The sequence below is a fragment of the Streptomyces sp. NBC_01591 genome (assembly GCF_035918155.1).
Classification (GTDB): Bacteria; Actinomycetota; Actinomycetes; order Streptomycetales; family Streptomycetaceae; genus Streptomyces.
Map to the genome: position 1 here is coordinate 6,239,606 of NZ_CP109327.1, position 26,970 is coordinate 6,266,575.

Consider the following 26,970-nt stretch of genomic DNA (forward strand, 5'->3'; position numbering starts at 1 on the left):
CCCGGTCCCGCGGCCCGGCGGGGCCTCGTACAGATCCGAACAGAACACCGCGCACAGCATCGATCCCTTCGACGGCCACCTGACTACTGTTCTTACACCGAGGCCCCGCCCTCGGGTTCCCGATGCCCGCCAATTTCTGTCGGCCGGCGCTCACCCGCGAGGGGCGGATCTCAGTCCCACGACCCCTGCGCCCCGGGCAGCCCGGCGATCTCCGCCAGATCCCACGCGGTCAGGGCCAGCCCCGCAGCCCCCGCGTTCTCCACCGCCCACCGCTCCCGCTTGGTCCCCGGAACCGGCACCACATGCGGCCCCTGCCGCAGCACCCAGGCCAGCGCCACCTGCGCGGCGGTCGCCCCGTGCCGCTCGGCGATCCGCCGCAACCCGGCGACCACCGGCTGGTTGGCCGCCATCATCTCCGCCGTGAACCGGGGGTGCCGGGCCCGCAGATCGTCCGGTTCGAAGCCCTGCCCCGGCGTCAGCGTGCCCGTCAGATAGCCGTTGCCCAGCGGCATCGCCGCCAGCAGCCCCACACCCCGCGCCGAGCACCACGGAAGCAACGACTCCAGCGCCTCCGGCGACCAGACCGAGAGCTCCGCCTCCACCGCGCTCACCGGGAAGACCTGCTGCACCCGGTCCAGCTGACGGATCGTTTCGTCGTACATCCGGGAACCCGGCCGGCGCGAGGCCCGCGCCCCGACCGCGCAGAGCCCGAGCGCCCGCACCTTTCCGGCGGTCACCAGCTCCGCCATCGCGCCCCAGGTCTCCTCGACCGGCACCTCGGGGTCGGCCCGGTGCAGCTGGTACAGATCGATCACATCGGTCTGCAGCCGGCGCAGCGAGGCGTCGCAGGCCCGCCGCACATAGCCGGGACGGCCATTGGCCACGATGTGCTGGTCGCCCACCAGCAGTCCGCACTTGGTGGAGACGAACGCATCCGACCTGCGGCCCTTCAGCGCCCGCCCCACCAGCAGCTCATTGGTGAACGGGCCGTACATGTCGGCCGTGTCGAGCAGTTGGACACCCGCGTCGAGCGCGGCGTGCACCGTACGCAACGCACGGTCACCGCGTCGCTGCGACGCGCTGTACGCCCAGCTCATAGGCATGCAGCCGAGACCGACCGCCCCCACGGCGAGCGCCGCCGCACCGAGACTCCTGCGCTCCAACTCCCCGACCCTCCCCAGGCCCCGCCGTCGAACCGGGCCCATGCCCCGCCGTCACGGGACCGCACCGCACCCCAAAGTAACCTCTGCCGCCCGCCGCTCCTCGCACGGCCTCCGAGGATCAGGCTCTGTCCGGCTCTGATCCGCAGGACAGGCCCTAACCTCCTGACCATGACTTCCACGCATACTCCCGACGTGACGAAGACGCCCGACGTATGGCTGCCGTTCCCGGCCGACGAGGTCGATGGGCTCCCGGAGGGGCTCAACTACCGGCTCTGGGACGGGGAACCGGACTACCCGGCCGACCCCGCCGACTGCGCCTTCTACGTCGTGCCGTACATGAAGGGCGCCGAGGTCGCGATCCGTCCGCTGGCCGGCATGGCGGCCGTCCAGGTCGTGCAGACACTCTCCGCGGGCATCGATCACGTCGAGCCCGCACTCGGCCTGCTGCCGGCCGGGGCGCTGGTCTGCAATGCCAAGGGGGTCCACGAGGCGTCCACCGCGGAACTCGCCCTCACCCTGATCCTCGCCTCCCTGCGCGGCGTTCCCGGGTTCGTCCACGGCCAGGACAAGGAGGAGTGGCGGTCCGGCTTCTACCCCGCGCTCGCCGACAAGTCGGTGCTGATCGTGGGGTACGGATCGATCGGCGCCGCCATCGAGGACCGGCTCGCACCCTTCGAATGTGCGGGGGTGGCGCGCGTCGCGCGCTCCGCACGGACAACCGCACGCGGCCCCGTGCACGCGCTCGACGACCTGCCCGCGCTCCTGCCCGAGGCCGATGTCGTCGTGCTGTCCACCCCGCTGAACCCGTCCACACAAGGGCTGGTCGGCGTGGAGTTCCTCGCCGCGATGCCGGACGGGGCGCTGCTCGTGAACGTCGCCCGGGGCGGCGTCGTCGACACCAAGTCGCTGCTGCTCGAACTCGAGTCCGGCCGGCTCTGTGCCGCTCTCGACGTCACCGACCCGGAACCGCTGCCCGCCGGCCACCCCCTCTGGCATGCTCCCAACGTCCTGATCACGCCTCATGTGGGCGGCAGCACGTCGGCCTTCCTGCCGCGCGCCAAGCGTCTGCTGGCCGGGCAGCTGAGCCGGTTCGCCGCGGGAGAGCCGGTGCGGAACGTGGTACGCACCATCGGCTGACCACGCTGCGGATGCCCTCCGTCGCACACCGTTCCGGACAACTCCCCAGATCGTCACGGAGAGTAGAGGAACTATGTCCCTGCGTGACGAGTCTGGTGTATCGTCCCGAAAGGGGCGCTGCGCCGTGGAAGGGGACGGCGCCGGGGACGCGACACGCGAGGGGGCGACGGGCGATGTACGGCCGATGGGTGCATGATCCGACACCGCCGGGCAGCCGACGGGGACCGGCGGGGCGCCGGGTGCGAGCGCACCCGACGACACCGGGGTCGCCCCGGTGAGCGCGCCGGCCGACGCCCTCGGGGCGCTCCTTTCCCGGAGGTCGGCCGTGGGCGGCGCATCCGCGCTGGTCTGGCAGATCCTTCTCGGCGTGGTCTGGGCCGGTTACGCCGTGGGAGCGGCCTTCGGCTGGGGCTCGTCGCAACTGGCTCTCGTCATGGGGGATTTCGGTCTCAGCGCGGCGGCACTGGTCGCCGCCGTCTCCTGCTTCCGCTACGCACGGTCCGGCTGCAGCCGGTTCCGGCCCGCCTGGCTGCTGTTCGCGCTCTCCTCGTTCATGGCCTCCGCGGGCAACGCGGTCTGGGGCTGGTACGAGGTGGTGCTCGGCCTCCCCGTGCCCACCCCCTCCCTGGCCGACGTCTTCTTCCTCTGCTTCGCACCGCCCGCCATCGTCGGACTGCTCGTCCTCGCGAAGCGCCCCGTCACCAGGGCCGGCTGGGTCTGTCTCGTGCTGGACTCGTGGTTGATCGGCGGATCGCTTCTCACGCTCTCCTGGAGCCTCGCCCTGGCCCACACCGCGCAGCTGGTGGACGCCGAGGGCGTGAGCGTGGCCCGCGCGGCGCTGGCGCTGGCCTATCCGCTGCTCGACATCGTGCTGGTCTCCATGGTGCTGGCCCTGCACTTCCGGCGCTCCAACGTCAACCGCTCCGCGGTGAACACCGCCGTCGCCGCACTCGCCCTGACGGTCCTGTCCGACGCCCTGTTCACCTCACCGCTGCTGCGCCAGACCTACCACTCCGGCCAGATGCTGGACGCGGGCTGGTTCGCCGGTTCGCTGCTCCTCGCGTACGCCCCCTGGGGCGCGAACAGGGCCGCGGACAATGATTTCCCGCCGCGGAGCACGCAGCCCACCAGCCGCCCCATCGCGGGATCGCTGGCCGCGCTGACGCCCTATCTCGCCGCCGCCGTCTGCACCCTCGGCATTCTCTACAACGCCGTGGAGGGCCGCCGGGTGGACCGCGTCGTGATCCTCACCGGCTGCACGGTGGCGCTCGCCCTGGTCGTCCGGCAGGGCATCATGCTCCTCGACAACATCGCCCTCACCCAGGAACTGGCGCAGAAGGAGAACCACTTCCGCTCCCTGGTGCAGGGCTCCAGCGACGTCATCATGATCGCTGCCCCCACCGGTGTGCTGCGCTACGTCAGCCCCGCCGCCGCCGGGGTGTACGGGCGCGAGGCCGACGAACTGGTCGGCGCCGAACTCGCCTCGATCATCCACCCCGAGGACCTGGGGCGGGTGGTCCACGAGGTGCGCCGGTTTCTCGCCGCCCCGCCGAGCGAGGAGCCCACCACCCGGATCGAGTGCCGCTTCAGATCCGGTACGGGGGACTGGCTCAATGTCGAATCCACGGTCAACCGCCATCAGGGCGGGCTGATCCTCAACAGCCGCGACGTGACCGAACGGGTCCGGCTGCAGGCCCAGTTGCAGCACAACGCCGAGCACGACCCGCTCACCGACCTGCCCAACCGGGCCCTGTTCACCAAGCGGGTCCGCCAGGCACTCGGAGGCCGCCGCTCCGGCGACTCCGGCACCGCCGTGCTCTTCATCGACCTCGACGGCTTCAAGGCGGTCAACGACCGGCTCGGGCATCAGGCGGGCGACGAGCTCCTCATCCAGGCCGCCCGCCGCCTCCACGAATCCGTCCGGGTGGGCGACACCGCGGCCCGTCTCGGCGGCGACGAATTCGCGACGATCATCCTCGGCGACGGCACCCGCGACCAGTCCGCCCGGGAGTGCCAGGTCCACGAGATCGCCGACCGGCTGCGCCTCACCCTCTCCCAGCCGTACCGGATCGGCGCCGGCGAGGTCCGGGTCGCCGCGTCCATCGGGGTCGCCTTCGCCGAGCCCGGCATCACCCCCAGCGACCTCATGCGCAACGCCGATCTCGCCATGTACCGCGCCAAGGCCGGCGGCAAGGACCGCGTCGAGCTGTACGCCCCGCAGATGCAGGCCGACGTGGTGCGCCGCTCCGAGCTGGCGGCCCGGCTGAGCACCGCCCTGCGCGACGGCGAGTTCGCCCTGCTCCACCAGCCCGTCGTGAACCTCGCCAGCGGCGCGGTCGCCGCCGTCGCCGCCCAGGCCCGCTGGCGCTCCGCCCAGGGCATCCTGTTCACCCCGGCCGAGTTCCTCCGTGTCGCCGAGGACAGCGACCGGACCGCCGAGCTCGGCCGCTGGCTCCTCGAAGAGGCCGTCGAGCAGGCCGCCGACCGGGCCAGGGCCGGACACCCCGTCTCCGTCGCCGTGCGGCTCTCCGCCCGCCGGCTCCTCGACAAGGGCATGCCGTTCGGCTCGGTCGAGGCGTTGCTCACGCGGCACAGCCTGCCCTCCGGGACCCTGATGATCGAGGTCGCCGACAGTGACCCCCGGATCTCCTTCGACGAACTGGAGCAGCGTCTCGTGGCTCTGCGCCGCATCGGTGTCCGCATCGCGCTCGACGGCTTCGGCAGCGGCTACGCCGCGATCAACGCCCTGCGCCGGCTCCCCATCGACGTACTGAAACTGGACCGCGGTCTCGTCGAGGGCGTGGTGGAGTCCGCCCGGCTGCACAAGATCACCAGCGGCCTCCTGCGGATCGCCTGCGACCTCGGCATGCAGTCCGTGGCCGACGGCGTCGACGTACCGGAACAGGTCCTCGCGCTGCGCGCCATGGGGTGTACGCACGGCCAGGGAATGGCCTTCTCCGGGCCGCTCGACGAGTACCGGCTGCGCCGCGCCCTGGCTCGCGGCGAGTTCCCGGTGCCCGGCAGCACCATCGCCCAGCCGGTCCTGACCGGCGGCTCGGTCCCACTCCTCAGTGGCTCACATGCTGAGACGCCCGTCCCACCCACTTGACACGTCGAGTGCGTCGGAGAGAGGGTCATTGCCATGCGCACCCGAATTCTCGTACTTGGAAAGCGCGTCGGCTGAAGCAGAGTCCCTCCATGGCACTCTGCAGACCGCACCGACGCGCTCCCCTCGCTTGCCTCACGGCACGGGGGGTTTTTTGTTGCACCGGCACCACGCAAACTGTCGCAAAACACCCGCAGAAACCCTCAGCTTCGAGAAGAGAATGCCGATGACCGAGCAGGCCACCGGGGCCCACCATCCCCAGCCGCGGGCCCGTAACGGCGGATCGTCCCCCGCCACCGTTGAGCACGTCACGGGCGCGCAGTCCCTCATCCGCTCCCTCGAGGAGGTGGGGGCCGACACGGTATTCGGCATTCCCGGCGGCGCCATCCTTCCGGCGTACGACCCGATGATGGATTCCACCCGGGTCCGCCACGTCCTGGTCCGCCACGAGCAGGGCGCCGGACACGCGGCCACCGGTTACGCGCAGGCCACCGGCAAGGTCGGTGTCTGCATGGCGACCTCGGGCCCCGGCGCCACCAACCTGGTCACCCCGATCGCCGACGCGTACCTGGACTCGGTGCCGATCGTCGCGATCACCGGTCAGGTGGCCTCCGCCGCCATCGGAACCGACGCCTTCCAGGAAGCCGACATCTGCGGCATCACCATGCCGGTCACCAAGCACAACTTCCTGGTCACCAAGGCCGAGGACATCCCGCACACGATCGCCGAGGCCTTCCACATCGCCTCCACCGGCCGTCCGGGCCCCGTCCTCGTCGACATCGCCAAGGACGCCCTGCAGGCCCAGACCACGTTCAGCTGGCCGCCGACCCAGGACCTGCCCGGCTACCGCCCGGTCACCAAGCCGCACGCCAAGCAGATCCGCGAAGCCGCCAAGCTGATCACCCAGGCCAAGCGGCCGGTGCTGTACGTCGGCGGCGGTGTCATCAAGGCGGGGGCCACCGCCGAACTGAAGGTCCTCGCAGAGCTCACCGGAGCGCCCGTCACCACCACACTGATGGCGCTCGGCGCATTCCCCGACAGCCACCCGCTGCACGTCGGAATGCCGGGCATGCACGGTGCGGTCACCGCCGTCACCGCGCTGCAGAAGGCCGACCTGATCGTCGCCCTCGGAGCCCGCTTCGACGACCGCGTCACCGGCAAGCTGGACAGCTTCGCCCCGTACGCCAAGGTCGTCCACGCCGACATCGACCCCGCCGAGATCGGCAAGAACCGCGCCGCCGACGTCCCGATCGTCGGGGACGCCCGCGAGGTCCTGGCCGATCTGGTCCAGGCCGTCCAGGCCGAGCACACCGAGGGCCACGTCGGCGACTACGAGGCCTGGTGGAAGGACCTCAACCGCTGGCGCGACACCTACCCGCTCGGCTACGACCTGCCCGAGGACGGCAGCCTCTCGCCGCAGCAGGTCATCCAGCGCATCGGTGAGCTCGCCCCCGAGGGCACGATCTTCGCGGCGGGCGTCGGCCAGCACCAGATGTGGGCCTCGCACTTCATCAAGTACGAGCAGCCCGCCACCTGGCTGAACTCCGGCGGCGCCGGAACGATGGGGTACGCGGTCCCGGCCGCGATGGGCGCCAAGGCCGGCATGCCGGACCGTACCGTCTGGGCGGTCGACGGCGACGGCTGCTTCCAGATGACCAACCAGGAACTCACCACCTGCGCGCTCAACAACATCCCGATCAAGGTCGCGATCATCAACAACGGCGCGCTCGGGATGGTCCGCCAGTGGCAGACCCTGTTCTACAACCAGCGGTACTCCAACACCGTGCTGCACTCCGGCGCGGACACCGAGGGCGTCCCGGCGAAGGGCACCCGCGTCCCGGACTTCGTCAAGCTGTCCGAGGCCATGGGCTGCTACGCGATCCGCTGCGAGGACCCGGCCGACCTGGACAAGGTCATCGAAGAGGCCAACTCCGTCAACGACCGCCCCGTCGTGGTGGACTTCATCGTCCACGAGGACGCCATGGTGTGGCCGATGGTCGCCGCAGGCACCTCCAACGACGAGGTCATGGCCGCCCGCGGCGTCCGTCCCGACTTCGGCGACAACGAAGACGACTGAGAGACAGAGAGAGACCGACTCCATGTCCACCAAGCACACGCTCTCCGTCCTGGTCGAGAACAAGCCCGGTGTCCTCGCCCGGATCACCGCCCTGTTCTCCCGCCGCGGCTTCAACATCGACTCGCTCGCGGTCGGTACCACCGAACACCCCGACATCTCCCGCATCACCATCGTCGTGGGTGTCGAGGACCTGCCCCTGGAGCAGGTGACCAAGCAGCTCAACAAGCTGGTCAACGTCCTGAAGATCGTCGAACTGGAGCCCGCCGCTGCGATCCAGCGCGAGCTCGTCCTGGTGAAGGTCCGCGCCGACAACGAGACCCGCTCCCAGATCGTCGAGATCGTCCAGCTGTTCCGCGCCAAGACCGTGGACGTCTCCCCGGAGGCCGTCACGATCGAGGCGACCGGCGGCGCCGACAAGCTGGAGGCCATGCTCAAGATGCTGGAGCAGTACGGCATCAAGGAGCTGGTCCAGTCCGGCACCATCGCCATAGGGCGCGGCGCGCGCTCGATCACCGACCGTTCGCTGCGCGCCCTCGACCGCACGGCGTAGGGCCTGTCCGGCGGATCAGGGTCGGTCAGGGCGCGGCGTCTGGTGGGGCGCATCGCAAGGCGCCGGAGCGTTCTGATAGCGGAGCTATTCGGACGTTTCGGCAACGCCGCGAGGTGCCGTGCCAGGCGTCGCGACCCCGGCCATGATCCGCTGGACAGGCCCTGAACCGCCACCTCGCCGCTCGTATGGCGAGACCCGAAAACGTATCTGACGCACCCCGCCGTACGGTGGGACGCAACACCTGCACACCAAGGAGAAACCCAGTGGCCGAGCTGTTCTACGACGACGATGCCGACCTGTCCATCATCCAGGGCCGCAAGGTCGCGGTCATCGGCTACGGCAGCCAGGGCCACGCCCACGCGCTGTCGCTGCGTGACTCGGGTGTCGACGTCCGGGTCGGTCTGCACGAGGGCTCGAAGTCCAAGGCGAAGGCCGAGGAGCAGGGTCTGCGTGTGGTGACGCCGTCCGAGGCTGCCGCCGAGGCGGACGTCATCATGATCCTGGTCCCGGACCCGATCCAGGCCCAGGTCTACGAGGAGTCGATCAAGGACAACCTCAAGGACGGCGACGCGCTGTTCTTCGGCCACGGCCTGAACATCCGCTTCGGCTTCATCAAGCCGCCGGCCGGCGTCGACGTCTGCATGGTCGCCCCGAAGGGCCCGGGTCACCTGGTGCGCCGTCAGTACGAGGAGGGCCGTGGTGTTCCGTGCATCGTGGCCGTCGAGCAGGACCCCACGGGCAACGGCCTGGCGCTGGCCCTGTCGTACGCGAAGGCCATCGGCGGCACCCGTGCCGGTGTCATCAAGACGACGTTCACGGAGGAGACCGAGACCGACCTGTTCGGTGAGCAGGCCGTCCTGTGCGGTGGTACCGCCGCTCTGGTCAAGGCCGGTTTCGAGACGCTGACCGAGGCCGGCTACCAGCCGGAGATCGCGTACTTCGAGTGCCTGCACGAGCTGAAGCTCATCGTGGACCTGATGTACGAGGGCGGCCTGGAGAAGATGCGCTGGTCGATCTCGGAGACCGCCGAGTGGGGCGACTACGTCACCGGCCCGCGGATCATCACCGACGCCACCAAGGCCGAGATGAAGAAGGTCCTCGCCGAGATCCAGGACGGCACCTTCGCCAAGAACTGGATGGCCGAGTACCACAACGGCCTGCCCAGGTACAACGAGTACAAGAAGGCCGACAGCGACCACCTCCTGGAGACCACCGGCCGCGAGCTGCGCAAGCTCATGAGCTGGGTCAACGACGAGGACGCGTAACACCGACGCCCCGGGGGCGGGTCCGCGGACCCGCCCCCGGGGCGTTCCCCGCTTCACCGCTGGAAGAGGCGGCGTCGTACGTGTGTACAAGTCGTCCACCCCCGTGTGGGTGATCCTTCCAACGGGGCGCAGTATGCGTCCTGGCGCATGACTACACTTCTCCACACATACACGCGTCAGGCCCACAGTGTCGTGCGTCTTCCACGCGGCAAGCCCCTCCACCGCCTGCGGCCGTCGGGACGGCCGTCCGCACTGGACCTGTGAGGACTCACGTGAGCTCGAAACCTGTCGTACTCATCGCTGAAGAGCTGTCGCCTGCCACGGTTGACGCGCTGGGCCCGGATTTCGACATCCGGCACTGCAACGGCGCGGACCGCGCCGAGCTCCTCCCCGCGATCGCCGATGTCGACGCCATCCTGGTGCGCTCCGCCACCAAGGTCGACGCCGAGGCCATCGCCGCCGCGAAGAAGCTGAAGGTCGTCGCCCGCGCGGGCGTCGGTCTGGACAACGTCGACGTCTCCGCCGCCACCAAGGCCGGCGTGATGGTCGTCAACGCGCCGACCTCCAACATCGTCACCGCCGCCGAGCTGGCCTGCGGTCTGCTGGTCGCCACCGCGCGCAACATCCCGCAGGCCAACACCGCCCTCAAGAACGGCGAGTGGAAGCGCTCCAAGTACACCGGCGTCGAGCTCAGCGAGAAGACCCTCGGTGTCGTCGGCCTCGGCCGTATCGGCGTCCTGGTCGCGCAGCGCATGTCGGCCTTCGGCATGAAGATCGTCGCGTACGACCCCTATGTGCAGCCCGCCCGTGCCGCGCAGATGGGCGTCAAGCTCCTCACGCTGGATGAGCTGCTCGAAGTCGCCGACTTCATCACGGTGCACCTGCCCAAGACCCCCGAGACGCTCGGCCTGATCGGCGACGAGGCGCTGCACAAGGTGAAGCCCTCGGTCCGCATCGTCAACGCCGCGCGCGGTGGCATCGTCGACGAGGTGGCGCTCGCCTCCGCCCTCAAGGAGGGCCGCGTGGCCGGCGCCGGCCTCGACGTGTACGCGAAGGAGCCCTGCACGGACTCCCCGCTGTTCGAGTTCGACCAGGTCGTCTGCACCCCGCACCTCGGCGCCTCCACCGACGAGGCCCAGGAGAAGGCGGGCATCGCGGTCGCCAAGTCCGTGCGCCTGGCCCTTGCCGGTGAGCTCGTGCCGGACGCGGTCAACGTCCAGGGCGGCGTGATCGCCGAGGACGTGCGCCCGGGTCTGCCGCTCGCCGAGAAGCTCGGCCGGATCTTCACCGCCCTCGCGGGCGAGGTCGCGGTCCGCCTCGACGTCGAGGTGTACGGCGAGATCACCCAGCACGACGTCAAGGTGCTCGAACTCTCCGCGCTCAAGGGCGTCTTCGAGGACGTCGTCGACGAGACCGTGTCGTACGTCAACGCCCCGCTCTTCGCGCAGGAGCGCGGCGTCGAGGTCCGCCTCACCACCAGCTCCGAGTCGCCCGACCACCGCAACGTGGTCACCGTCCGCGGCACGCTCTCGGGCGGCGAGGAGGTCGCGGTCTCCGGCACGCTGGCCGGACCCAAGCACCTCCAGAAGATCGTCGCCGTCGGCGAGTACGACGTGGACCTGGCGCTGGCCGACCACATGGTGGTGCTGCGTTACGACGACCGTCCCGGTGTCGTCGGCACGGTCGGCCGGATCCTCGGCGAGGCCGGTCTGAACATCGCGGGCATGCAGGTCTCGCGGACGGACGCGGGCGGCGAGGCGCTGGTCGTACTCACCGTCGACGACGACGTCCCCGCGTCGGTGCTCGCCGAGATCTCCTCGGAGATCGGTGCCGCCTCGGCCCGCACGGTGAACCTGACCGACTGACGGTTCCGGCGTTCCCACGTACCCGGCATCTAGACGTGCGTCTTACACAAACGTCTGCATGCCGGGTACGCTGCTGTTATGGGACACCGTGAGGATCTGCTCGAAGGCGCCAAGCGCTGCCTGCTGGAGAAGGGGTACGCCCGGACGACGGCACGCGACATCGTGGCCGCCTCCGGTACGAACCTCGCCTCCATCGGCTACCACTACGGCTCCAAGGGGGCCCTGCTCAACCTCGCCTTCCTCAAGGTGACGGAGGAGTGGGGCGATGTGCTCACCGAGAAGCCGGACGAGGACGCGGCCGGCGGCGACGAGCCCCGTTCGCCACTGGACCAGTTCCAGGACACCTGGCAGCGAGTGATCGCCAGCTACCCGGAGACCCGGTCCGTCTGGCAGCTCCAGATGGAGGTCGTCTCCCGGATCGACAAGGACCCGGAGCTGCGGAAGGCCCTGATGGGCCCGCAGCGCGAGGGGCGTGACGGGCTCGCCGAGAACATGCTCGGCATCGACCCGGAGGCCGACCCCGAGAAGGCGCGGGTGGCCGGGCTGTTCTGCCAGGCGCTGCTCGCGGGCGTGATGGTCCAGTGGATGATGGACAGCGAATCCGCCCCGTCCGCACAGGACTTGACGGACGGCCTGAAGGTCGTGCTGGAGGGCCGGGTGGATTAGGGCCTGTCCGGCGGATCAGGGTCGGACAGGCCCTAGGGCCTGTCCGACCCGGCTCCCGAGCCGCGCGCTCTTCAGTGCCATGTGCAGCAGCAGCCGGTCCTCGCCGTCGTTCAGATCGAGGCCGGTGAGCTGCTGGATCCGGGAGAGCCGGTAGTAGAGCGTCTGGCGGTGGACGCCGAGCGCGGCGGCCGTCCGGGACGCCTGGCCCGCGCAGTCGAGGAACACCTCGGCGGTGCGGGCCAGATCCTTGTGCGGCGGGGTGAGCAGGGTACGGACCACGGGGTCCGCGACCGCTTCCGCGGGGAGCGCGGTCAGCAGCCGGTACGGCCCGATCGCCGACCACTGGACGACCGGGCCGAACCTGGCCTCGGCCGCCGCCGCGCGGGCGGCCCCCGTCGCCTCGTGCCAGGCCGCGGCCAGGTCCGCCAGCCCCCGGCGGGGCACCGCGACCCCGGCGGTGGCGCCCCGGCCCGCGGCGGAACGCAGCCGGTCCGCGGCGGTGAGCGCCGGGTCGAGGGCATCGGTGGAGCGCAGCCGGACCAGCGCGGCCAGGGCGGGAAAACCCCCGGTCCCGGGGACCGAGGACAGTGCCGCCGTCGACGGCACCGTACGGACCGACGGCGGATCGTCCGGCCACGGGGTCACGCACACCATCGTGTGCAGCCCCTTCGCGTCCGGCCCCAGCGCCTCGTCCAGCGCGGCCACCGCCATGTCGTGCTGCCAGCCCCGCCCGGCGGTCAGGACCGCACCGAACTCCCGGGAGAGGTCGGTGCCCGCCCGCGCCTCGTCGGAGAGCAGCGCCCCGATCCGGGCCGCCACCTCCATCGCCGCCTTCAGCTGTTCGTCGGTCGGTCCGGGGTCCGCGTCGAGCAGCCATACGTAACCGAGCACGGCGCCCCGATGGCGTACCGGCAGGCAGATCCGGCCCCGGAAGACGCCGGCCTCCGGGGCTGCCGGAATGCGGACCGGGCCGGTGGCGCGGGTGATGCCGAAACCCTCGAACCAGGCGCGGACCGCGGGCGTGGAGCGGCGGGTCAGGATCGAGCGGGTGCGGACCGGGTCCATCGCGGTGTCGTCGTCGCTGTCATGAGCGCCGAAGGCGACCAGGCCGAAGTCCCGGTTCTCCAGCGTCGCGGGGGCGCCGAGCAGCCCGGAGATCTCGTCGACCAGCTCCTGGTAATCGCCCTTCACCCGGCCATTCTCGCACCCCTTCAGACATATGTCTGAGAACCGGGGAACGGATGCGTGACAGCTGTCGATGGCACAGGATCGGAGAGATCCTTAGATTTCACGGTGGTTCTCCGTGCTGTACCGGTCTGTTCCCAATTCTCCGGTATGGCCTTCGTTCGTACTTTCCGTGGAGGTGCCCCGTGCTGGGTCCCGTGATTCTCGCCGCGTCCCGCAGCGACAAGATGCGCCGTTTCATCTCGGCCGCACCTGGCACCAAGCAGGTCGTCGACCGGTTCATCGCCGGTGAGACCGTCGACCAGGTCGTCCCGATCATCGAGGACGCCGCCGCCAAGGGCCTCGAAGTCACCCTCGACGTGGTGGGCGAGGACATCACCACCCCCGAGCAGGCCGCCGACGCCCGCGACGCCTACCTCGAACTGGTCGAGCGCCTCAAGGCCCTGGGCCTGGGCACCAAGGCCGAGATGTCCGTCAAGCTCTCCATGTTCGGCCAGGCGCTGGACGGGGGCCATGAGCTGGCGCTCGCCAACGTCCGCCCGGTCGTCGAGGCCGCCGCCGCGATCGGCACCACGGTCACGCTGGACGCCGAGGACCACACCACCCTCGACTCGATGTTCGCCATCCACGAGGAGCTGCGGAAGGACTACCCGCAGACCGGCTGTGTGATCCAGGCCTACCTGTTCCGCACCGAGGAAGATGCTCGCCGCCTGGCCGCCGCCGGCAGCCGCGTCCGCATCGTGAAGGGCGCCTACAAGGAGCCCGCCTCCGTCGCGTACCAGGACAAGGCCGAGATCGACAAGGCGTACGTCCGCATCCTGCGGATCCTCATGGAGGGCGAGGGCTACCCGATGATCGGGTCCCACGACCCGCGTCTGATCGCCATCGCCCAGGAGCTGGGCCGCAAGGCCGGGCGCAAACTGGACGAGTACGAGTTCCAGATGCTCTACGGCATCCGCAGCGACGAGCACCTCCGGCTCGCGGCCGAGGGCCACCGGATGCGTGTCTACACGGCGTACGGAACCGACTGGTACGGCTACTTCATGCGCCGCCTCGCGGAGAAGCCGGCGAACCTGCTGTTCTTCGGCCGCTCCATCCTCACCAAGGGCTGAGCCCCCCTCCACCTCTCTACCCAAGGAGCAACGGAACCCATGGACGCTGTGACCCAGGTCCCCGCGCCGGTCAACGAGCCGGTCCACTCCTACGCCCCGGGCTCCCCGGAGCGTGCCCGCCTGGAGGTGAAGCTCAAGGAGCTCGCCGAGAACCCGATCGACCTTCCGATGACCATCGGCGGCGAGAAGCGGATGGGCGGCGGCGAGCGCTTCGACGTCGTGCAGCCGCACAACCACAAGGCCGTCATCGGTACGTTCGCGGGCGCCACGCAGAAGGACGCGCAGGACGCGATCGACGCCGCGCTCGCCGCCGCCCCGGCCTGGCGCGCGATGTCCTTCGACGACCGCGCCGCGATCATCCTGCGCGCCGCCGAGCTGCTGTCCGGCCCGTGGCGCGAGACGATGGCCGCCTCCACGATGCTCGGCCAGTCCAAGACCGCGCAGCAGGCCGAGATCGACACCCCCTGTGAGCTCGTCGACTTCTGGCGCTTCAATGTGCACTACGCGCGCCAGATCCTCGCCGAGCAGCCCCCGGCCAACTCGCCGGGCGTGTGGAACCGCATGGACCACCGCCCGCTGGAGGGCTTCGTCTACGCGATCACGCCGTTCAACTTCACGGCCATCGCGGGCAACCTGCCCACCGCCCCCGCCCTCATGGGCAACGTCGTGGTGTGGAAGCCGTCCCCGACGCAGACCCACTCCGCCGTGCTGCTGATGCAGCTCCTGGAAGAGGCCGGTCTGCCCAAGGGCGTCATCAACCTGGTGACCGGTGACGGCATCGCCGTCTCCGAGGTGGCCCTGAACCACCGCGACCTGGCCGGTATCCACTTCACCGGCTCGACCCCCACCTTCCAGCACCTGTGGAAGACGGTCGGCAACAACATCGCCAACTACCGCACCTACCCGCGGCTCGTCGGCGAGACCGGTGGCAAGGACTTCGTCGTCGCCCACCCGTCGGCCGACCACGCCGTCCTGAAGACCGCGCTGACCCGCGGCTCCTTCGAGTTCCAGGGCCAGAAGTGCTCGGCCTCCTCCCGCGCGTACGTCCCGGCCTCCATCTGGAACTCCGGTTTCAAGGAGAAGTTCGCCGCCGAGGTCGACTCCATCACCATGGGCGATGTCACCGACCTGTCGAACTTCATCGGCGCCGTCATCGACGAGCGCTCGTTCGCCAAGAACAAGGCCGCGATCGACCGCGCGAAGGCCGACCCGTCCTGCACTATCGTCGCGGGCGGCACGTACGACGACTCGGTGGGCTACTTCGTCCGCCCGACCGTCATCGAGTGCAGCGACCCTTCGAACGAGGTCTTCACGACCGAGTACTTCGGCCCGATCCTCGCCGTGCACGTCTACGAGGACGACACGTACGACGCGATGCTGGAGCAGATGGAGTCGGTCTCCGACTACGCGCTGACCGGCTCGGTCATCTCGAACGACCGCGCCGCGGCCGCGTACACGATGGAGAAGCTGCGGTACGCCGCGGGCAACTTCTACATCAACGACAAGTCGACCGGTGCCGTCGTCGGCCAGCAGCCCTTCGGCGGCGGCCGTGCCTCGGGTACGAACGACAAGGCGGGCGCCCCGCAGAACCTGCAGCGCTGGACCCTGACCCGGGCCATCAAGGAGACGCTGGTTCCGCCGACCGACTACACCTACCCCCACCAGGGCTGACACCCCTCGGGGCGCCGCACCCCCGGCGCCCCGCCACGAATTCCGCCTCCCGCCCGGTTCCCCTGCCGGCCGGGAGGCGGTTTCCATTTGCCTCAGATCTCCACGAGCACCTGGTCCAGCGACTTGCGTACCAGGCCGGGCACCTGGCAGTCGTCGGCCGGATACCCGACCGGAATCACCGCGAACGCCTTCTCGTTCTCCGGGCGGTCCAGCACCTCGCGCAGGAACCGCATCGGGCTCGGCGTGTGGATCAGCGCCGCCAGACCCGAGAGGTGCAGGGCCGAGAGCAGCATTCCGACGGCGATCCCGACCGACTCGTCGACGTAGTAGTGCTTGTGCCTGGTGCCGTCCTCGCCCACCCAGTACCGCTGCTGGAAGACCACGACCAGGGCCGGGGCGTCCGTCATATGGGCCTTGACGGCGTCCGTGCCCAGCGGTCGCAGCGCCGCCAGCCACTCCTCGCCGAGCCTGCCGTCGTAACTGATCCGCTCCTCGTGCTCGGCCGCCTCGCGGATGAGCCGTCGTACCTCCGGGTCCTTGACCAGGACGAAGGTCCACGGCTGCTGATGGGCGCCGGACGGGGCGGTCGCGGCACAGGCGATCGCGTCCTTCACGACCTGCTCGGGAACGGGATCGGACGAGAACCGGCGTACGGTCCTGCGCTCGTCCATCCGCTGTCGCAGGCGGGCGGCGCGTGCGAGCGACTCGTCGGCCGCGATCCGCTCGGGACGGTAGGGGACCGGCTGGTAGGGCGCGCCATGGATGGGCGTCCACTGCGGGGGTACGGCTGTGGTGTCGGACATGTCGGCAGTCTGGCGGGCGGCAACTGGTCCGGACCAGAGCGTCCTCGGACAGAACCGGCACGCCCGTCGGTCAGTGTCCGGTCAGCTCCAGCCGTTCACGATCAGCGAGAGCCCCGCCGTGAACCCGCCGCCCAGCAGGACCAGATAGCGGCCGTACTGGCGGCGGTGGCGGCGCATCAGCAGCCCGAAGGCGGCGAAGCCGAGCCCCACGGTGAGCGTCCGGGAACCCCGTGCCGTCGCCGACGCGGTGAACCAGTCGAGCGCGGGCACACCGGCGCGGCCCGCCTCGGCCCCGTACACCTTGAACGGAACGCCGTTCCACGGCTGATGCCGCACCGCCGACGCCCCCTCCAGCGCGAGTTCGGCCCGGACCTCGGCCCGCATCCGGTCCGTGGTCAGCGGGGCGGGCAGATGCACACCGGCCGAGGCCAGCTGAAGGGCGAGCAGGCCCCCGGCCAGACTGCCGGCGAGCGCGCCCAGCGACATCCGCAGCGCCGCCCGCGGCACTGCCACACAGACCACGCCCAGCAGCAGCTCGGGCATCAGCGGCCAGCTCAGCGCCTCCGCCAGCGCCCACACGAATGCCAGCGGAACACCCCAGCGCGAGGTGACGACCGACGCCACCCGGCGCCGCGTCGCGGAGTCCCGCAGCGGCTCGGCGACCGTGCGCGCGTGCAGTGCGACCACCGCGTCGCGGGCCTCCTGCGGACCGGTCGTCGACGGCAGCGGGTCACCGATCGACACCCGCACCAGCGCCGAGCGCAGCCGGCCGTGCTTGGGCAGCAGCCGGTCCGTACCCGCGATCCCCACCGGCACGACCGGGACCCCGGCCCGCTCGGCCAGGACCAGTGCGCCGCGGTGGAAGGAGCCCAGCTCGCCGTCCTTGCCCCGGGTTCCCTCCGGGAACAGGACGACCGCCCGGCCGGCGCGGAGCTCGTCCGCCATGGACAGCAGGTCGTCCATGCCGCCGCCACTGCGCCGCACCGGGAATCCGGCCGCGAGCCTGCGGCAGATCCGGCGCCGCCACGGCGAGGCGAACCAGTAGTCGGCCGCCGCGCCGATCGCCGGGGTGTGCCGGGCGTCGAGCGCGGCGAGGAGCGCCGCCGTGTCCGCGTGCGAGGAGTGGTTGGCGACGACGACACAGCCGCCGCGCGGCAGCCGGCCACGCCGCTCGACCCCGCCGGTGAGGCTGAGGACGCTCCACCACAGGCCGCGCCGGAGCGCGGCGGCGAACCGGGAGCGGGCGGGCAGCGCGACCCGGTCGCGTGCGTGCGCAAGGGTGGAGGTCATGTCATCACCATCGCCAGGAGAAGGGCCACCAACAGGGAGTCGATCCGGTCGAGGAGGCCGCCGAAACCGGGCAGCCAGCTGCCCGCGTCCTTCACCCCCGACTCCCGCTTGACCATCGATTCGAGCAGATCACCGAGGACACAGCCGCCGAGCACCGCGGCCCACAGGGGGAACGCGAACTCGCCGAGTACGAGCAGCAGCAGGGCCGTCGCCGCCGCCGCACCGAGCACCCCCGCCCAGGTCTTGTTGGGGGAGAGCGGCGACAGCGGCCGGGCCGGCGGACCCCGGCGGCCCAGCGCCGTACCGCCGCACCAGGCGCCGACATCGCCGAGCGCCACCGCGAGCCCCACCGCGACGCCCGTGTCCCCGAGCGTCACCAGACCGGTCAGCGCGACCGGGATCCACAGCAGCCCGAAGGCGGTACGCGCGGTGCGGGTGAAACCGGCCCGGTCGTCCCCGCCCAGCACCGGCGGCAACGCGGCCGCGACCAGCAGCAGCGCCGCCGCCCGGACGTCGAGGACCTGCGGCGCCAGCCACGCCAGCGCGGGGAGCGCCACAGCGGCCGCCACCAGCACCGCGAGGTCGCCGCGGCGCAGCCCGGCCATCCGCGCGAACTCGCCCGCCGCGACCACCCCGAGCCCCGCGGCCAGCGCGAACGTCCCGCCGCCGCCCAGGAAGTACGCCCCCAGGAAGACCGGTGCCACCAGCGCCCAGGTACGCCACCGCTTGCGCAGCTCGGCCCGCATCCGGACCTTCGACGGCAGTACGGCGACGGCGACACCGCCCGCCCCCAGCACCCCCGCGACCAGCGGCACGGCCCGCGCCGCGGCCTCCTCGGCGATCAGTACGGCGCTCATGCCAGCTCCCGCCACAGGCCCGCCAGCCGGAGCACCGCGGTGAGCAGCGAACCGGCGGCGATCACGATCAGGACGGGTACGGCCCAGCCGCTCGCCGCCGCGACCACGACCAGCAGGCAGCGTTCGGTCTTGCCGACCGGGCCGCCGTTGCGCCGGGTCGCGCCCGCCGCCGCCCCGGCCAGCGACACCCAGGACGGCAGCGTCGCCGCGAGCCCGGCCACCGCCACCAGCCACAGCGGGGCGAGCGCCAGGAAACCGGCCAGCACGACCAGATCCGCCACCCGGTCGCCGAGTTCGTTGAGCACCGCGCCGCGCCTGGTCGTCCGGCCCGTGTCGCGGGCCAGCGCGCCGTCCAGGTTGGCGAAGGCGAGCCGGGCCGCGAGCAGCAGGGCGACCGGCAGGGCGGCGAGGCCGGTGGGCAGCCAGGCCAGCGCGGCGGCGGCGCCGGCCGCCGAGACCACACCGGCTGCGGTGAGGGTGTCGGGCGACACCTCACGGCGGACCAGCGAGGCGCGGACACCGCAGAGCCGGTCCGCGTACCAGGGCTTGAGAGCGTAGAGGCCGTTCATGTGCCCAACTCTCTTGCGACGCACAAATCTTCGACACGTGGCAGGTACTCAAATGCTGACTGAGTACCTGGTGGCCGTGGTGCCTGAGAGGCTGGGGGACATGACCGAGCCGATCCTGCGTACCGCGCACACCTGCCGACTGGCCCCGGCCGCGCTCGAAGAGATCCGCGCACTCCTGGACACCGCGTTCGAGGGCGACTTCAGCGACGACGACTGGGACCACGGCCTCGGCGGCATCCACGCGTGCGTGCGTGACGGCAGCGGGCTGCTGGCGCACGGCAGCGTCGTCCAGCGCCGGGTGGTCCATCTGGGCCGCGCGTACCGGATCGGCTACGTGGAGGCCGTGGCGGTCCGCGCGGACCGGCGCCGGGAAGGGCTCGGCGGGCGGATCATGGCCGCGCTGGAGGAGGTCGTCGACGGGGCGTACGCGTTCGGGGCCCTGTCCGCGTCGGCCGCCGGGGCCGCGCTGTACGCCGGGCGCGGCTGGCGGGTGTGGCCGGGGTGGATCGCCGTGCAGGCGCGGTACGGGGTGGAGCGGCTGCCGGACGAGGAGGGCAGCACCTATGTCCGCGGCGCGGCCGGCCGGGGGCTGCCCACCGGCTCCGGGACGCTGGTCTTCGACTGGCGGGACGGCGACGTGATGTGAGCGACAATCGCCCGATGAGGCGATCCGTAGGCCGTTTCACCCCCTCTGAGCAGGGACGATGGCCTGCCGTCCGGGCTCTTGTCCGGAAACCGGGGACGGCCGGGGGTAAACCTCCGTCTCAGATAGTAGGAAGTCCGAGTAATTGTGGAGACAGACCGGCCGGGCTGCCCTAGCTTTGTAGGAGCCGAACGTCACGCTAGATCCAGCGACTGGCGGTCGTGAGTGCGCGCCCTTGTGCAGGCAACCCCTGCGGCGCCCGCTCCCCGCCCTTTCCGGCGCCTCGAAATCCCGATCTCGAAATCATCTTGACGATTTTTCGATCTCGAAATCCTCGCGATCTCAAGGAGTCGATCCATCATGGTCCAGACGACTGTCCGCCGTGTCCGTCACACCCCCCGCCCGACCGAGTCGGAGCGCCGGAATGCCGCCGCCGCCCTCCAGCGCGCCCTCGACCGCAGGGACAACGGCGGCTCCACCGGTCACTGAGACCGGCTCTGCTCAGCCCGGCTGATCTCGAAGTGGTCGATGCGCTCGCCCGACTCGGCGAGCGCGGTGACCTTCATCCGGGCGTGTCGGCCGGGCTCCACCTCCACCGCCAACGAGTAGGCGCCGGGCTGGTTCACCGGGTCCGGACCGTTGTCGGGCAGCGTCCAGCGGGCGTTCTGGCCGCCGTAGACGTCCGGTGAGTACCAGGCCTCCATGTCGTGGTTGCCGGTGGTCACCATCCACGGCACGGTCTCCGTCTGCGCCAGGAACTGGTCCCAGGCGCGGGCGTCGTAGCTGTCGGTGCTCTGCCCGGAGCCGGACGGGTCGGCGTAGCAGATGTCGCCCGCGTGCAGGTGGAACGCCGGCGAACGGGACCTGCCAGGAGACCGCCATCTGCGTCCTCGGGTCGGCGCCGTACGCCCGGTGCCGGCCGAACGGCGCCACCAGCGAACCGTCCGCCTGACGCCGTACCGTCAGATAGGTGAACGGTACACGTACAGCTCTTCATGTGTCCGTATGGCGGACGTGACGTGTCATGGGGTGGGACGCGCAGTAAGGTGCGGACATGTCTCGCAGCATCAATCTCGCAGTGATCCCCGGTGACGGTATCGGCCAGGAGGTCGTGGCCCAGGGCCTCAAGGTCCTCAACGCTGTTCTCCCACAGGATGTGAAGCTGGAGACCAAGGAGTACGACCTTGGCGCCCAGCGCTGGCACCGCACCGGTGAAACTCTCCCGGACGCGGAGCTCGAAGCCCTCAAGGGCCACGACGCCATCCTGCTCGGCGCGATCGGTGAACCCTCCGTGCCGTCGGGCGTCCTGGAGCGCGGGCTCCTGCTGAAGCTGCGGTTCGCCTTCGACCACTTCATCAACCTGCGGCCGTCGAAGCTGTTCCCGAACACCGCGACCCCGCTGGCCGGCCGCCCGGACATCGACTTCGTCGTCGTCCGCGAGGGCACCGAGGGCCCGTACACGGGCAACGGCGGCTCGCTGCGCACCGGTACGCCGGCCGAGGTCGCCACCGAGGTCAGCGTCAACACCGCGTACGGCGTCGAGCGCGTCGTCCGTGACGCGTTCGAGCGGGCGAACGCCCGCCCGCGCAAGAAGCTGACGCTGGTGCACAAGAACAACGTCCTCGTGTACGCCGGCCACATGTGGAAGAACATCTTCGACAAGGTCGCGACCGAGTACCCCGAGGTCACCACCGACTATCTGCACGTCGACGCCGCGACGATCTTCTTCGTCACCCAGCCGGAGCGCTTCGACGTCATCGTCACCGACAACCTCTTCGGCGACATCCTCACCGACCTCGCCGCTGCCGTGACCGGCGGCATCGGCCTGGCCGCCTCCGGCAACATCAACCCGACGGGCACCTTTCCGTCGATGTTCGAGCCGGTCCACGGCTCCGCCCCCGACATCGCGGGCCAGGGCAAGGCCGACCCGACGGCCACGATCCTCTCCGTCGCCCTCCTGCTGCGCCACCTCGGCTACGAGGCCGAGGCCGTGCGCATCGAGGACGCCGTCTCCGCCGACCTCGCGGAGCGCGACGGTGCCACGAGCCGTACGACCGACCAGATCGGCGACGCGCTCGCGGTACGCGTAGCGAACTGACCCGACGACTCCGTTTCGAAGCCGCCGGGTAGCAGCCGCACCCGGCGGCTTCACCTGTGCGGCCCCGGGTGCCACCATCGACCACTGGACCGCAATCGCGTCGTTTCGTGCACGGCCACCCGGGAGCGATAATCGAACGGGGCCGTGGCTTGCGGTAAAGCTCGGACGTCCTAGCACCTGTCTGGCAGGAGCGGCGTGAGCGCGGTCCAACACACACAACGGTGAAGGACACGCACTCATGACGACGCCCACGATCGAGCTCAAGCCCTCCTCGAACCCGCTGTCCGACGCGGAGCGCGAGGCGAGCATGGTCAATCCCGGATTCGGCCGCCGCTTCACCGACCACATGGTGACGATCAGGTGGACCGAGGGCCGCGGCTGGCACGACGCCCAGCTCGTGCCCTACGCCCCGCTTTCGATCGACCCCGCCAACATGACCCTGCACTACGGGCAGGAGATCTTCGAGGGCCTCAAGGCGTACCGCCAGCCCGATGGCTCGGTCGCCACCTTCCGCCCCGAGGCCAACGCCAAGCGCTTCCAGGCCTCCGCCCGCCGGCTGGCCATGCCCGAGCTGCCCGTCGAGACGTTCATCGCGGCCTGTGACGCGCTCGTCGCGCAGGACGAGGCATGGGTTCCGGCGCATGGCGGCGAGGAGTCGCTCTACCTGCGCCCGTTCATGATCGCGGCCGAGGTCGGTCTCGGTGTGCGGCCCGCCAACGAGTACCTGTTCCTGGTCATCGCCTCGCCGGCCGGTGCGTACTTCCCCGGTGGTGTGAAGCCGGTCTCGATCTGGCTCTCCGAGAACCGGGTGCGTGCCGTCCCCGGCGGCATGGGCGACGCCAAGACCGGCGGCAACTACGCCGCGTCCCTCCTCGCCCAGGCCGAGGCCGCCGAGAAGGGCTGTGACCAGGTCGCCTACCTCGACGCGGTCGAGCACAAGTGGGTCGAGGAGCTCGGTGGCATGAACCTGTACTTCGTGTACGGGAACAAGATCGTCACCCCGGCCCTGACCGGCTCCCTGCTCGCCGGTGTCACCCGTGACTCGCTGCTCAAGGTCGCCCGTGACCTCGGTTACGAGTCCGAGGAGGGCCGCGTCTCCATCGACCAGTGGCGCGACGACACCGCGAACGGCACCCTCACCGAGGTCTTCGCCTGCGGCACCGCCGCCGTCATCACCCCGGTCGGCACCGTCAAGTCCGAGGGCGGCGAGTGGGTCCAGAGCGACGGCGCGCCGGGCGAGGTCACGATGAAGCTGCGCGAGCGTCTGCTGGACGTCCAGCGCGGTGTCGCCGAGGACACCCACGGCTGGATGCACCCCCTCGGCTGAAGGTTCTTCTTTCCGGACCGGACCGCCGGCCCGGAACCCGTACGTACGAAAAGCCGCGCCCCGCTCCCCGCCGGGCGCGGCTTTCGTGTGCCCGGACGTGCTCTCCCGCTCCCCGGAGTGTGCCCTCTCACATACTTAGAGCGCTGCTCTAACCATGAGTTAGAGTACTGCTCCAACCGAGAGGTGTGGAGACGTGCGACTGACTCCGACGGAACGCGACCGGCTACTGCTCTTCGGCGCCGCCGAACTGGCCCGGGCCCGCCGCGCCCGGGGCCTGAAGCTCAATGTCCCCGAGGCGACCGCCCTGATCGCGGACACGGTCTGCGAGGCCGCCCGGGACGGGCGCCGGCTGGCCGAGGCCATCGAGGCCGCGCGGTCCGTGCTCGGCCCCGACGACGTGCTGCCGGGCGTCGCCGACGTCGTCACCGAGGTCCATGTGGAGGCCGTCTTCGACGACGGCTCGCGGCTCGCCGTGGTCTCCCGGCCGCTGGGCGACGGGCTGGGCGACGAGGCGCCCGGGGCGGTCGTCCCCGGGCCCGCCACGCCCGAGCCGGAGCCCGCGGTGCGGCTGACCGTCCACAACACCGCGACCGTGCCGGTCTCCGTGACCTCGCACTTCCACTTCTTCGAGGCCAACCCGCGGCTCGACTTCGCCCGCGAGGCCGCCTACGGGATGCGGCTCCGCGTCCCCGCCGGGTCCTCCGTCCGGTTCGGGCCCGGCGAATCCGTCGAGGTGGGCCTCGTACCGATCGGCGGCGAGCGGATCGCGATCGGCTTCGCGGGCCTGGTGGACGGCCCGCTGGACGCCCCGGGCGCGCGCGAAGAGGCCCTGCGGCGCGCCGCGGCCTGTGGATATCTGGGAGCTGAGCGATGAGCATCGATCCGTACGAGTACGCCTCCGTGCACGGCCCGCGCGCCGGGGACCGGGTCCGACTCGGTGACTCCGGGCTGACCGTCCGCGTCGAGTCCGACGCGCAGCAGTACGGCGAGGAGTTCCTCGCCGGCTTCGGCAAGACCGCCCGCGACGGGCTGCACCTCAAGGCCGCCACCGTCCGCGACACCTGCGACGTGGTCATCAGCAATGTGCTGGTCATCGACGCGGTGCAGGGCATCCGCAAGGTGTCGATCGGTATCCGCGAGGGCCGGATCGCGTCGATCGGCCGGGCCGGCAACCCGGACACCCTCGACGGCGTCGACGTCGTCGTCGGCACGGGCACCACCATCGTCTCCGGCGAGGGGATGATCGCGACGGCGGGCGCCGTCGACACCCACGTCCATCTGCTCTCGCCGCGGATCATGGAGGCCTCGCTCGCCTCCGGCGTCACCACGATCATCGGCCAGGAGTTCGGCCCGGTCTGGGGCGTCGGCGTCAACTCGCCCTGGGCCCTGCGCCACGCCTTCAACGCCTTCGACGCCTGGCCGGTCAACATCGGCTTCCTGGGCCGCGGTTCGTCCTCCCACCAGGCCCCGCTGGTCGAGGCGCTCGCGGAGGGCGGGGCCTGCGGCTTCAAGGTGCACGAGGACATGGGCGCCCACACCCGCGCCCTGGACACCGCGCTGCGGGTCGCCGAGGAGCACGACGTCCAGGTCGCCCTGCACAGCGACGGGCTGAACGAGTGCCTGTCGGTCGAGGACACCCTGCGCGTCCTGGAGGGCCGCACGATCCACGCCTTCCACATCGAGGGCTGCGGCGGCGGACACGTCCCCAACGTCCTCAGGATGGCGGGCGTCGAGAACGTCATCGGCTCGTCCACCAACCCGACGCTGCCCTTCGGCCGGGACGCCGTCGCCGAGCACTACGGGATGATCGTCTCCGTACACGACCTCAAGACGGACCTGCCGGGCGACGCCGCCATGGCCCGCGACCGCATCCGCGCCGGGACGATGGGCGCCGAGGACGTGCTGCACGACCTGGGAGCCATCGGCATCACCTCGTCCGACGCCCAGGGCATGGGGCGGGCCGGCGAGACGGTGCGCCGCACCTTCGCGATGGCCGGGAAGATGAAGGCCGAGCTCGGCCCGATGGACGGCGACGGCCCCGCGGACGACAACGCCCGGGTGCTGCGCTACATCGCCAAGCTCACCATCAACCCCGCCATCGCCCACGGCCTCTCGCACGAGATCGGCTCCATCGAGACCGGCAAGCTCGCCGACATCGTGCTGTGGCGGCCCGAGTTCTTCGGCGCCAAGCCGCAGCTCGTACTGAAGTCCGGCTTCCCCGCGTACGGGGTCACGGGCGACCCGAACGCCGCCACCGACACCTGCGAACCCCTGATCCTCGGGCCGCAGTTCGGGGCGTACGGAGCCACCGCCGCCGATCTCTCCGTGGCCTTCGTCTCGCGGGCGGCGACCCAGCTCGGCGCCGACTCGATGCCCACCCGCCGCCGCCGCGTCGGCGTGCACGGCACCCGGGGCATCGGCCCCGGCGACCTGATCCACAACTCCCGTACCGGAGAGGTCGCCGTGGACGCCCGCAGCGGTCTGGTCACCCTGGACGGCGACCCGCTGCGCTCCGAGCCGGCCGACTCCGTCTCCCTCAACCGCCTCTACTTCCTCTGAGGACCCCCGAAGTGACCTTCCGCATGCCGCCGGAGTGGGCCCCGCACGAACGCACCTGGATGGCCTGGCCCGGCCCCAACCCCACCTTCGACACCGACGCCGAACTGGACGAGGCCCGCGCCGCCTGGGCCACCGTCGCCCGCGCCGTGCGCCGCTTCGAACCCGTCACGATGGTGGTCGGCCCCGGCCAGGAGGACGGCGCCCGCGCGCTCCTCGGCCCGGACATCGAGCTCGCCGTACGCCCCCTCGACGACGCCTGGATGCGGGACATCGGCCCCACCTTCGTCACCGACGGACAGCGACTGGCCGCCGTCGACTGGACGTTCAACGGCTGGGGCGCCCAGGACTGGGCCCGCTGGGAGCACGACCAGCACATCGCCCGCTCCGTCGCCGAGCTCGCCGCCGTACCCGTACAGAGCTCCCGGCTCGTCAACGAGGGCGGCGCCATCCACGTGGACGGCGAGGGCACCGTACTGCTCACCGAGACCGTCCAGCTCGGCAAGGAGCGCAACCCCGACTGGACCCGCGAGCAGGTCGAGTCCGAGATCCACGCCCGGCTCGGCACCGAGAAGGCCATCTGGCTGCCGCGCGGACTGTCCGGTGACTACGGCACGTACGGCACCCTCGGCCATGTCGACATCGTCGCCGCCTTCGCCCGCCCCGGCACCGTCGTCGCCCATGTCCAGCCGGACCCGGCCCACCCCGACCACGAGATCACCCGCGAGACCGTGCGCATCCTGCGCGAGGCCACCGACGCCAGGGGCCGCTCGCTGAACGTCGTCGAGGTCCCGGCGCCCACCGTGCTGCAGGCGGACGGGGAGTGGGTCGACTACTCCTACATCAACCACTACCTCTGCAACGGCGGTGTGGTCCTCTGCGCCTTCGACGACCCGCGCGACAAGGAAGCGGCGGCCATTTTCGGCGAGCTGTTCCCCGACCGTACGGTGACCCTCGTCGACGCCCGTACGATCTTTGCCGGCGGTGGAGGCATCCACTGCATCACGCAGCAGCAGCCGAAGGTCTGAAC

22 protein-coding genes and 1 pseudogene are annotated in these 26,970 nt (G+C 70.9%); 16 read left to right on the forward strand and 7 right to left on the reverse strand.

Annotated features, from left to right (window positions below; genetic code table 11):
• Positions 1 to 170: 170 nt before the first annotated feature.
• A complete protein-coding gene (locus OG978_RS28895) occupies positions 171 to 1,163 on the reverse strand; it encodes an aldo/keto reductase (RefSeq protein ID WP_326768014.1) in 993 nt (330 codons plus the stop codon).
• A 168-nt stretch (positions 1,164 to 1,331) separates the two neighbouring features.
• Between OG978_RS28895 and OG978_RS28900 the strand changes: the two genes are divergently transcribed.
• The 7 genes from OG978_RS28900 (at position 1,332) to OG978_RS28930 (ending at position 11,829) form a co-directional block, all read left to right on the forward strand.
• A complete protein-coding gene (locus OG978_RS28900) occupies positions 1,332 to 2,300 on the forward strand; it encodes a 2-hydroxyacid dehydrogenase (RefSeq protein ID WP_326768015.1) in 969 nt (322 codons plus the stop codon).
• A 274-nt stretch (positions 2,301 to 2,574) separates the two neighbouring features.
• Positions 2,575 to 5,409: a putative bifunctional diguanylate cyclase/phosphodiesterase gene (locus OG978_RS28905; protein WP_326768016.1), complete on the forward strand. Its 2,835-nt coding sequence runs from the start codon at positions 2,575 to 2,577 to the stop codon at positions 5,407 to 5,409.
• A gap of 217 nt (positions 5,410 to 5,626) precedes the next feature.
• Positions 5,627 to 7,483, forward strand: coding sequence for an acetolactate synthase large subunit (locus tag OG978_RS28910; protein WP_326768017.1), 1,857 nt, complete (start codon positions 5,627 to 5,629; stop codon positions 7,481 to 7,483).
• A gap of 22 nt (positions 7,484 to 7,505) precedes the next feature.
• A complete protein-coding gene (ilvN, locus tag OG978_RS28915) occupies positions 7,506 to 8,033 on the forward strand; it encodes an acetolactate synthase small subunit (RefSeq protein ID WP_326768018.1) in 528 nt (175 codons plus the stop codon).
• Positions 8,034 to 8,296: 263 nt separating this feature from the next.
• Positions 8,297 to 9,298, forward strand: a complete 1,002-nt coding sequence (gene ilvC, locus OG978_RS28920; RefSeq protein ID WP_326768019.1) for a ketol-acid reductoisomerase — start codon at positions 8,297 to 8,299, stop codon at positions 9,296 to 9,298.
• Positions 9,299 to 9,570: 272 nt separating this feature from the next.
• The gene (gene serA, locus OG978_RS28925; protein WP_326768020.1) at positions 9,571 to 11,163 is read left to right on the forward strand and encodes a phosphoglycerate dehydrogenase; all 1,593 of its coding nucleotides are present in this window, start codon (positions 9,571 to 9,573) and stop codon (positions 11,161 to 11,163) included.
• 78 nt (positions 11,164 to 11,241) lie between these two features.
• A complete protein-coding gene (locus OG978_RS28930; RefSeq protein ID WP_326768021.1) occupies positions 11,242 to 11,829 on the forward strand; it encodes a TetR/AcrR family transcriptional regulator in 588 nt (195 codons plus the stop codon).
• Between the two features lie 15 nt (positions 11,830 to 11,844).
• Here the strand turns inward: OG978_RS28930 and OG978_RS28935 are convergent, their stop codons facing one another.
• The gene (locus tag OG978_RS28935; RefSeq protein WP_326768022.1) at positions 11,845 to 13,020 is read right to left on the reverse strand and encodes a PucR family transcriptional regulator; all 1,176 of its coding nucleotides are present in this window, start codon (positions 13,018 to 13,020) and stop codon (positions 11,845 to 11,847) included.
• A 179-nt stretch (positions 13,021 to 13,199) separates the two neighbouring features.
• Here OG978_RS28935 and OG978_RS28940 point away from each other — a divergent pair, with 179 nt between their 5' ends.
• Positions 13,200 to 14,126 (forward strand): proline dehydrogenase family protein, encoded by a 927-nt coding sequence (locus OG978_RS28940; RefSeq protein ID WP_326768023.1) that lies wholly within the window; start codon positions 13,200 to 13,202, stop codon positions 14,124 to 14,126.
• 39 nt (positions 14,127 to 14,165) lie between these two features.
• Positions 14,166 to 15,797 (forward strand): L-glutamate gamma-semialdehyde dehydrogenase, encoded by a 1,632-nt coding sequence (gene pruA, locus OG978_RS28945; protein ID WP_326768024.1) that lies wholly within the window; start codon positions 14,166 to 14,168, stop codon positions 15,795 to 15,797.
• Positions 15,798 to 15,889: 92 nt separating this feature from the next.
• On the opposite strand, the gene OG978_RS28950 is transcribed toward pruA, so the two are convergent.
• From OG978_RS28950 to OG978_RS28965, 4 genes are all read right to left on the reverse strand, one after another.
• On the reverse strand, positions 15,890 to 16,600 hold the full coding sequence (locus tag OG978_RS28950; protein ID WP_326768025.1) for a nitroreductase family protein: 711 nt from the start codon (positions 16,598 to 16,600) through the stop codon (positions 15,890 to 15,892).
• Positions 16,601 to 16,681: 81 nt separating this feature from the next.
• Complete coding sequence (locus OG978_RS28955) at positions 16,682 to 17,890, reverse strand: lysophospholipid acyltransferase family protein (RefSeq protein ID WP_326768026.1); 1,209 nt, start codon at positions 17,888 to 17,890, stop codon at positions 16,682 to 16,684.
• Positions 17,887 to 18,747: a phosphatidate cytidylyltransferase gene (locus tag OG978_RS28960; protein ID WP_326768027.1), complete on the reverse strand. Its 861-nt coding sequence runs from the start codon at positions 18,745 to 18,747 to the stop codon at positions 17,887 to 17,889. The genes OG978_RS28955 and OG978_RS28960 overlap by 4 nt, the downstream gene beginning before the upstream one ends.
• Positions 18,744 to 19,316, reverse strand: coding sequence for a CDP-alcohol phosphatidyltransferase family protein (locus OG978_RS28965; RefSeq protein WP_326768028.1), 573 nt, complete (start codon positions 19,314 to 19,316; stop codon positions 18,744 to 18,746). The genes OG978_RS28960 and OG978_RS28965 overlap by 4 nt, the downstream gene beginning before the upstream one ends.
• Positions 19,317 to 19,416: 100 nt before the next feature.
• Here OG978_RS28965 and OG978_RS28970 point away from each other — a divergent pair, with 100 nt between their 5' ends.
• Both OG978_RS28970 and OG978_RS28975 read left to right on the forward strand, forming a co-directional pair.
• On the forward strand, positions 19,417 to 19,962 hold the full coding sequence (locus tag OG978_RS28970) for a GNAT family N-acetyltransferase (protein WP_326768029.1): 546 nt from the start codon (positions 19,417 to 19,419) through the stop codon (positions 19,960 to 19,962).
• Positions 19,963 to 20,319: 357 nt separating this feature from the next.
• The gene (locus tag OG978_RS28975; protein ID WP_266426945.1) at positions 20,320 to 20,448 is read left to right on the forward strand and encodes a hypothetical protein; all 129 of its coding nucleotides are present in this window, start codon (positions 20,320 to 20,322) and stop codon (positions 20,446 to 20,448) included.
• A gap of 113 nt (positions 20,449 to 20,561) precedes the next feature.
• Here OG978_RS28975 and OG978_RS28980 read toward each other — a convergent pair.
• A pseudogene (locus tag OG978_RS28980) lies at positions 20,562 to 20,819 on the reverse strand (phosphoesterase); the annotation flags it as partial.
• Positions 20,820 to 21,013: 194 nt separating this feature from the next.
• Here OG978_RS28980 and OG978_RS28985 point away from each other — a divergent pair.
• The 5 genes from OG978_RS28985 (at position 21,014) to OG978_RS29005 (ending at position 26,968) form a co-directional block, all read left to right on the forward strand.
• The gene (locus OG978_RS28985; RefSeq protein WP_326768030.1) at positions 21,014 to 22,057 is read left to right on the forward strand and encodes a 3-isopropylmalate dehydrogenase; all 1,044 of its coding nucleotides are present in this window, start codon (positions 21,014 to 21,016) and stop codon (positions 22,055 to 22,057) included.
• Positions 22,058 to 22,295: 238 nt separating this feature from the next.
• Entirely contained in the window at positions 22,296 to 23,384 is a 1,089-nt protein-coding gene (locus tag OG978_RS28990) for a branched-chain amino acid aminotransferase (RefSeq protein WP_326768031.1), read from the forward strand.
• A gap of 193 nt (positions 23,385 to 23,577) precedes the next feature.
• The gene (gene ureA, locus OG978_RS28995; protein ID WP_326768032.1) at positions 23,578 to 24,258 is read left to right on the forward strand and encodes an urease subunit gamma; all 681 of its coding nucleotides are present in this window, start codon (positions 23,578 to 23,580) and stop codon (positions 24,256 to 24,258) included.
• Positions 24,255 to 25,943, forward strand: a complete 1,689-nt coding sequence (locus OG978_RS29000; RefSeq protein WP_326768033.1) for an urease subunit alpha — start codon at positions 24,255 to 24,257, stop codon at positions 25,941 to 25,943. Before ureA ends, OG978_RS29000 begins: the two co-directional genes overlap by 4 nt.
• 23 nt (positions 25,944 to 25,966) lie before the next feature.
• Positions 25,967 to 26,968: an agmatine deiminase family protein gene (locus OG978_RS29005; RefSeq protein WP_326770199.1), complete on the forward strand. Its 1,002-nt coding sequence runs from the start codon at positions 25,967 to 25,969 to the stop codon at positions 26,966 to 26,968.
• Positions 26,969 to 26,970: the final 2 nt, after the last annotated feature.

Coding starts and splice junctions, on each gene's coding strand:
- OG978_RS28950 (WP_326768025.1), bottom strand. CDS start 16,600: ATGTCCGACACCACAGCCGTACCCCCGCAGTGGACGCCCATCCATGGC.
- OG978_RS28960 (WP_326768027.1), bottom strand. CDS start 18,747: ATGAGCGCCGTACTGATCGCCGAGGAGGCCGCGGCGCGGGCCGTGCCG.
- OG978_RS28955 (WP_326768026.1), bottom strand. CDS start 17,890: ATGACCTCCACCCTTGCGCACGCACGCGACCGGGTCGCGCTGCCCGCC.
- OG978_RS28910 (WP_326768017.1), top strand. CDS start 5,627: ATGCCGATGACCGAGCAGGCCACCGGGGCCCACCATCCCCAGCCGCGG.
- pruA (WP_326768024.1), top strand. CDS start 14,166: ATGGACGCTGTGACCCAGGTCCCCGCGCCGGTCAACGAGCCGGTCCAC.
- OG978_RS29005 (WP_326770199.1), top strand. CDS start 25,967: ATGCCGCCGGAGTGGGCCCCGCACGAACGCACCTGGATGGCCTGGCCC.
- OG978_RS28930 (WP_326768021.1), top strand. CDS start 11,242: ATGGGACACCGTGAGGATCTGCTCGAAGGCGCCAAGCGCTGCCTGCTG.
- OG978_RS28970 (WP_326768029.1), top strand. CDS start 19,417: ATGACCGAGCCGATCCTGCGTACCGCGCACACCTGCCGACTGGCCCCG.
- OG978_RS29000 (WP_326768033.1), top strand. CDS start 24,255: ATGAGCATCGATCCGTACGAGTACGCCTCCGTGCACGGCCCGCGCGCC.
- OG978_RS28900 (WP_326768015.1), top strand. CDS start 1,332: ATGACTTCCACGCATACTCCCGACGTGACGAAGACGCCCGACGTATGG.
- OG978_RS28985 (WP_326768030.1), top strand. CDS start 21,014: ATGTCTCGCAGCATCAATCTCGCAGTGATCCCCGGTGACGGTATCGGC.
- OG978_RS28975 (WP_266426945.1), top strand. CDS start 20,320: ATGGTCCAGACGACTGTCCGCCGTGTCCGTCACACCCCCCGCCCGACC.
- OG978_RS28990 (WP_326768031.1), top strand. CDS start 22,296: ATGACGACGCCCACGATCGAGCTCAAGCCCTCCTCGAACCCGCTGTCC.
- ilvN (WP_326768018.1), top strand. CDS start 7,506: ATGTCCACCAAGCACACGCTCTCCGTCCTGGTCGAGAACAAGCCCGGT.
- OG978_RS28965 (WP_326768028.1), bottom strand. CDS start 19,316: ATGAACGGCCTCTACGCTCTCAAGCCCTGGTACGCGGACCGGCTCTGC.